General features: G+C 40.7%; 5 protein-coding genes. 2 read left to right on the top strand and 3 right to left on the bottom strand.

Features of this window, described 5'->3' with window-relative positions:
- Positions 1-337 precede the first annotated feature (337 nt).
- Together N7E81_RS16450 and N7E81_RS16445 are read left to right on the top strand one after the other, a co-directional pair.
- Positions 338-1936, top strand: a complete 1599-nt coding sequence (locus N7E81_RS16450) for a hypothetical protein (RefSeq protein ID WP_263050690.1) — start codon at positions 338-340, stop codon at positions 1934-1936.
- Positions 1937-1986: 50 nt separating this feature from the next.
- Positions 1987-3402 carry a DUF5723 family protein gene (locus N7E81_RS16445; RefSeq protein ID WP_263050689.1) on the top strand — a complete coding sequence of 472 codons (1416 nt, stop codon included), beginning with the start codon at positions 1987-1989 and terminating at the stop codon, positions 3400-3402.
- 17 nt (positions 3403-3419) lie between these two features.
- Here the strand turns inward: N7E81_RS16445 and N7E81_RS16440 are convergent, their stop codons facing one another.
- The 3 genes from N7E81_RS16440 to N7E81_RS16430 are packed head-to-tail and all read right to left on the bottom strand — an operon-like array spanning position 3420 to position 6616.
- Entirely contained in the window at positions 3420-4424 is a 1005-nt protein-coding gene (locus N7E81_RS16440) for a glycosyltransferase family 2 protein (RefSeq protein WP_263050688.1), read from the bottom strand.
- Positions 4417-4755 (bottom strand): YbaB/EbfC family nucleoid-associated protein, encoded by a 339-nt coding sequence (locus N7E81_RS16435; RefSeq protein ID WP_263050687.1) that lies wholly within the window; start codon positions 4753-4755, stop codon positions 4417-4419. Before N7E81_RS16435 ends, N7E81_RS16440 begins: the two co-directional genes overlap by 8 nt.
- A 4-nt stretch (positions 4756-4759) precedes the next feature.
- Entirely contained in the window at positions 4760-6616 is a 1857-nt protein-coding gene (locus tag N7E81_RS16430; protein ID WP_263050686.1) for a gliding motility-associated C-terminal domain-containing protein, read from the bottom strand.
- Positions 6617-6647 lie beyond the last annotated feature (31 nt).

Genomic DNA, 6647 nt, shown 5'->3' with positions numbered 1-6647 from the left:
CTCATTATCACCGATTTTGGAAGTAGATTGGTATTAGAAAAATGGATTAAAACCTTTAGTTAGGATTTGTTTGGTAATGAAACAAGAACTAAAGTAGCCATTTTACGATGGAATATCAATAAACGTAACATAAAAATCATTCAATTTTAACGAAGATTATTCCAATTTTAGAGAATAAATTGTTAGAGTCACCTTTGATTAATCCTACTGATTTGAAGTATACGTAGTGAAAAACTATTCATTCATCGAAAATATTCAATTATGGAATTTTAATATTTAGTTTTGTTTCCAACTTGGAAAGGCGGTCAAATTGTACCATACTTCACTTAACATAACTATGAGAACTTACCTATTTAAGGCAGCCGTCTTGTTCTGCTTGTCTTTTACAGCTTCATGTCATTATGAAGATTTAGATAAAATAAAAGCACCGACCATTTCACCACATATCGCACTCAATCTAGGGTATTCCGAATATACGATGGGGGAACTTATTAATGACTTAGATGATGAGTCATTAGAGTTAGTCACAGGTGAAGATCAGTTACTCTATATGTATTTTAAAGACAGTACGTATTACAATCAGCACGACGACCTGATTGAGATTGGAACAGTGTCTAATACGGAATTGTTTGAGCCAAATATTGCCTTTCCTGTAACTCCAGCAGCATATACTATCGATATTAACGAAACCTTCAATTTTACATTTGCATCTATCAATGGTGAAGAGATAGATTCTGTGGTTTATAATGGAGGTACACTCGACTTTGATATGGTATCGACTTTCAAGGGAGATATAGACTATACCTGGGTAATCGAAGGCACCAAGGATGTAGCGACCAATCAAGATTTAACTTCAACTCAACAGCTTTTTTATACTGGGGCAGAGGTGATAGATGATTACTCTAGACCATTGCTAGGTCTAAAATCCAAGTTTAGAAAAAACGGTTCGAATGAAAATGAGTTTACCGTGACGGTGACAGGGACCATTACCTTTGATGGGGAAGAAATTTTGCCTACAGATAAAATGGTGTTTGATCTGTCTTATACAAATTCTGAATTTTCTAAGATATATGGAAATTTCGGAAGTGATCCGGTGGTATTACATTCTCATTCGATTGAAATGGCTGCTTTTGATCAGTTGTCGGGCGATGGTCTTAAGTTAAAAGATCCTCAGGTTTTACTCATTACAGAGAATTCATATGGGATGGATATGGAGCTTGTTTTTGATGAAGTAAAAGCGGTTGCTTCTGATAATAGCGAGATTCAATTGGAAGACAAAACGCCTCCCGGGATCGACGGTTTTGTGTCATCTCCAGAGAAAGAGGGAGAAGTAGAAATTGATACTGTTATACTGGATTCCAAAAATAGTAATATCGACGAATTGCTCAATTCAGCACCAGAACGGATGGAGTTTTCTGTTTCGGGTATACCTAACCCTTCTAAAAGCACACGTTTAAGTAATTTTTTACTAGAGGAGAGCGAAGTCAAGGTGGTGTCTGTGATTGCCATTCCGATGCAGTTTCAGATGGATGGATTTAGTGTCGATTTTGATTTTGCACTCGATGGATTGGATGTAGAAGATGCCGAACAAATTGTTTTTAATTTGGTGGCAACCAATGAAATTCCCTTTGCAGGAAATATAGATCTTAAATTTTTGGATAGCGATGGACAAGTTTTATTTTCTTTAGGAAATGCAGCTTTGATAGAATCACCAGAGCTGGATGCAGAAGGGAAAACAAAAGAACCTAAGCTGTCTGCTTCGACTATCGACCTGACCCGTGAGGGTATCGACGCCTTGTTGAATACAGATAAGATATTGGCAGTAGCCAACATATCAACATTTGAGCACGAAGAAGGTAGGTTTGTTGATTTGTATTCGGATTATATTTTGAAAATAGACTTGTCATTGGCAGGTGAGGTAACGATAGCATTATGATAAAGTTCACCATAAAAATAATCGCCGTCGTATCGATCTTATTTGTTGCTATGACTGTCGCTAAAGCGCAAAGTGATTTGACGTTTTATCATATGGGTGAACTGACTCCCCAAAGCAATATCTATAATCCTGTATTTTTTCCAGATGCGGATTTCTACCTTTCGCTACCTGTGATTTCGGGAATCAATACCAATATCAGTAATAGTTTCAACTATAATGATATGTTTGATGCCATATCAGGAACAGATTCCGTTCAGTTTGTCCCAGAAAAACTATTGTCCAATATGAAACAGGGAGATCGTTTGAGTTTTGATGGCTCGATTTCTTTGTTTCAAATGGGTTTTCATGTAGGGCGTGGAGCTGTTCAGGTATTCGCCAATGAACGAGTCAAATCAAGCTTTTACTACCCTAAGCGCATGTTAGAGTATATATTACATGGTAACGGTGAGTTTTTGGATCAAGAGGTAACGGAGAATAATCTTCGTGGAGGAGGCACCTACTATAGAGAGTATGGAGTGGGCTATTCGCACGAATGGATGATTATGGGAAATAAAAAACTCAGAGTGGGAATGAAGGTTAAATATTTGCAGGGCTTTGCACAAGCACAGGTAGATAAAGATGCTTCTGTGAGTTTTCTTACTGATGCCGAAGGCTACAATGTAAATGTAAGTACCAATAAACCTGTGATTAATACTGCTGGTTTTGATATGTTTGATGAAGAAGGGTATATAATTAGCAACCCTAATAGTGGCTATGGTTTTGACTTTGGGGCTGACTTGCAGTTGACACCTAAGCTTAACGTTGCTGTTTCTATCAACGATATAGGAAGTATTACATGGAAGGAAGGGGTGAAAAACTATCAGCTAGAGGAGTCGGAAGTTGTTTTTGGAGGGTTGAATCTGGAAGACTTGGATGATGCAGGTGATATTCTCAAAGATACATTAGAGCAGCTTTTCGATTATAGTGAAAACTTCGAGGGTTTTAAGTCTAAACTAAACACTAGAGTCTTTGTTTCGGGTGCGTACAAAGTGATTCCAAAAGGGACAGTAAGTGCTACAGTGATGACCAGAAATGACCTAGGCAATCTTAGCTTTACTTATGGGTTGGGCTATACGCATAGGTTGGGCCGAATGCTTACGGTGTCTACTTCGGTCTCTAAGAAACCAAGTCAAGGATTTGCTATAGGAGGAGGGCTTGGTGCTCGGTTGGGTTTTCTACAGCTTTATACTTCCGTGGATAATTTTATAGGAGCGGGGGATGTGAGAAAAATAAAGAATTTGAATGTGCGTGCAGGCGTCAATTTCTTGTTTGGTTATCATTCTGTGAAAAAACAAAAAGAGCCAAAAGTAAAGCCTGTGAAGCAAGAAATAAGTCCATTCCCAGAAGGATATGATTTAGACCACTTAGAACAACAACTAGATTCTCAGGAGGAATCACTACCAGTAGAGGAGTCCCAATTAGACTAATCTGATTTTGGGTGAAATCACAACTGATCAAAAGTCCTTTTGTCTTTTATGAAATACTGAAAAGGCAAAAGGACTTTTGTATTGGATACCTTTTTTGTTGTTTGAAAATGAATCTTTCTGCGTTTTTTCCAATTCGATAAGAGTCGTCTCATGAAGTCAAACTGAGCACGAAGTACCGCCCATGCATGATCCCATGATTGATCTAAACCGAACTTTAAAGCAGCAGCCCAGTCTAGTACAAATTTGAAGGGGAGTTTCCAGAGTAGTGCCGTGCCGCTTTCATTTTTAAATAGAAGCGAGAGATTGTTTCTGAAATTGAGATAAGTTTTTCGTGGATTGAGCTTATTGAGAGTGCCTCCGCCGACATGGTATATTTTGCTAGCAGGGATGCAGTATAGAGCTTTGCCCATCAGTCGAAAGCGCCAGCACAGGTCTATCTCTTCCATGTGAGCAAAGAAATCAACATCAAATCCACCAGCGGCTTTGAAATCGCTCGTTCGTACAAACATACAAGCACCTGTAGCCCAGGTGATTTCCGTAATGTCGTCGTATTGGCCTAAGTCGGACTCTAGTGTATCGAATAGGCGCCCACGACAATAGGGATAGCCCATAAAGTCGATGAACCCTCCAGCTGCGCCAGCATATTCGAATTTTGTTTTGTCTTGGTAGTCCAAAATTTTAGGTTGGCAGGCCGCTACCTCTGGATGTTCGTCCATGAAGTTAGTGATAGGCTCGATCCAATTGGGAGTAACCTCAATGTCGGAATTGAGTAGTATGCAATAGTCGTGATCCAACTGTTGTAGGGCTTCGTTGTAGCCGCCTGTATAGCCTAGGTTTTCTTCAAATACAATCAATCGAAGATCAGGATAGTTATCTTTTAGAAACGCCAGCGATTGATCTGTAGAAGCATTGTCTGCGATGATGATTTCAGCGGTGTCACTGTATTGAACTACCGAGGGTAGAAATTGCTCCAGGTATTGGGCGCCATTATAGTTTAATATGACTACGGCTGTTTTAGCCATTAAACATATTGCCTAAGTCAAAACCAGGGATGTTGGGCATGATGCCTTCGGTATGTTTTTGCAAGTGCTCTTTGGAGATCACGTCAGCTTCGTCTAGTGCCTTATTGATCGCAGCTACAATCAGGTCTTGTACGATTTCTTTGTCGGCCGTATTGACTAGAGAATCATCTATTATCACTTTCAATACCTTTTTTTGGCCATTTACTGTGGCTTTAACCAAACCAGCTCCAGACTCTCCTTCTACTTCTATCTGAGCGAGTGTAGCTTGAGCTGCTTTCATTTTCTCTTGCATCTCCTTCACTTTGCCCATCATTTTCATCATGTCTAACATATCGCTATCCTTTTCTCATGAGTAATACAGATCCCGACTGGTCGAAAGACCTGCCTTCGGCATCTTCATAATATATCCTGTAGATGTAAGTACCTTCATCTGCTTCTTGATCTCGTATTCTACCGTCCCACCCGTTAAAATTGTCTGTAGTCGAAAAAATCAAGGCACCCCATCGGTTGTAAATTTCCAATTTGAAGTTGAAAACCAAAGGCCCTTTTGCTACCAATATATCATTGACCCCATCGTCGTCTGGTGTAAAGGCATTGGGCATAAACATACTGGTGCTCAGTTCTGTGAGGATCACATTAGAATAAGTAAACGTTGGTGTCGGATCTAGCGACTCTGCACGTACACGAATCAGCTTGTCTTCAGAGTCATTGGGGGAGAAGGTGATTACTTTTTCGCGTCCGCTAAATACTTGGTATTCTTCTAATACCTGGCCAGATTCATCGATTCGTTCAATCGTATAATTTCGAATACCATTGAGCCAAGTTTCGTATTTATTCCAATTGAAATTGACTTCTTTACCTCGTACAGCTCCTTGCTCTATTATGATCGGTATAGTGGCTGGAGATGGTGTTGCGAGGTTGCCACAGTCGTCGTCGTAGCGGATGCGATAGGCATGCTCTCCAGAGAAAGTAGCTTCGGTATCCACGTAAGTGGTATCGTCAGAGGCATCATAGTATTTCCATGCACGATCTCTAATGTTTCTTTCGATAATGTAACGTCTGAATGGAATCTCTCCCGTATCAGGAGGTCCCCATGTGAGTTCTACCTCATTGGCTATGTTGATGGTAGAAGTAGGGTAGCCTATGGCAGGCAAACTGGCAGACTTGCTAGCGATAACGGCGGTATCCACCGATAAAGAAGACCCATTGTTTTTGAACCGAGGTTGTACATTGTAAATATATTCTTTGTTGCAAATCACCTCGCTATCATCGTAGCTGGTCAAGGATGTATTTGTGATCGAGGCCAACACTTTGCCATCTCTCAGTATATCGTAAGACTGGGCTTGTACTGTATCTGTTTGCCATGTGATAGTATTGGCTTGCTCGGTACCTGCTACATCAAAATAGACCGAACATATAATGTCCGATAATAGAGTGAGGTTGTTGCAGGCATCATAGGTATTGATGCGATAGCAATAAAAATCATCTTCCGTGTTTAGATTGGTGAGTACTGTTGCAGCACCAGTAACTTCTTTTTTGAAGGTAAACTCGTCTGTGCCATCAGGTGAGCTTTCTAAGTTATAGATGATATCCTCAGCTAGAGAGTATCCGAGTTGGATTTCTCCTGTTTTACTTTCGGTAATAGTCTCTACAGAGGTCAGCTCAGGGCTTACTATAGTAGATATGCTATTGAACCCCTTGTTGTCTGTGCCACAGGTGGTATTGCTGCCACCATTGTACCTGCCTGTCACATCTATACGGTAGCTGCCTTGGGTACCGTAGTTATAGGCAGTAGAAAGAGACAGTGGCGCTACTACCTCGTTGTCAGTAGTGGTATATTCTACAAAATAACTGTCGTAGTGGTCGTCTTCTATTTCTACCCGTATGGTGTGCGAAGAACAATTATGGATAGTGAAATTCGGCTTGTCTGGGGCGCTGACCACCACTTGGATAGAATCCAAATCTTCTTCTCCAGGTATGTTGGTAGACATGGTGACATAAAAATCGCCCGCCACAGCGTAGGTGTGTGAGGTGTTGAGTTCGCCAGCTTTTCCGTCGAAGCCTTCATACCAAAATTGACCACCAGCCCATTTGGGATCATTTAGACTCACGTTGATCGTCATGCCTGTACAGCCTTTTACAAAGTCCACATCGAACCTGCCAAGCACACTCGTGTGCTGAGCTTGGATCATACTTGTGAACAAGCACAGCACGAACAGGATG

Origin of the sequence: Reichenbachiella carrageenanivorans, assembly GCF_025639805.1 — a bacterium.
GTDB classification, from domain to species: Bacteria; Bacteroidota; Bacteroidia; order Cytophagales; family Cyclobacteriaceae; genus Reichenbachiella; species Reichenbachiella carrageenanivorans.
This window is presented reverse-complemented; position numbering and strand designations above follow the sequence as displayed.

Coding starts and splice junctions, on each gene's coding strand:
- N7E81_RS16450 (WP_263050690.1), top strand. CDS start 338: ATGAGAACTTACCTATTTAAGGCAGCCGTCTTGTTCTGCTTGTCTTTT.
- N7E81_RS16445 (WP_263050689.1), top strand. CDS start 1,987: ATGACTGTCGCTAAAGCGCAAAGTGATTTGACGTTTTATCATATGGGT.
- N7E81_RS16440 (WP_263050688.1), bottom strand. CDS start 4,424: ATGGCTAAAACAGCCGTAGTCATATTAAACTATAATGGCGCCCAATAC.
- N7E81_RS16435 (WP_263050687.1), bottom strand. CDS start 4,755: ATGTTAGACATGATGAAAATGATGGGCAAAGTGAAGGAGATGCAAGAG.
- N7E81_RS16430 (WP_263050686.1), bottom strand. CDS start 6,616: ATGATCCAAGCTCAGCACACGAGTGTGCTTGGCAGGTTCGATGTGGAC.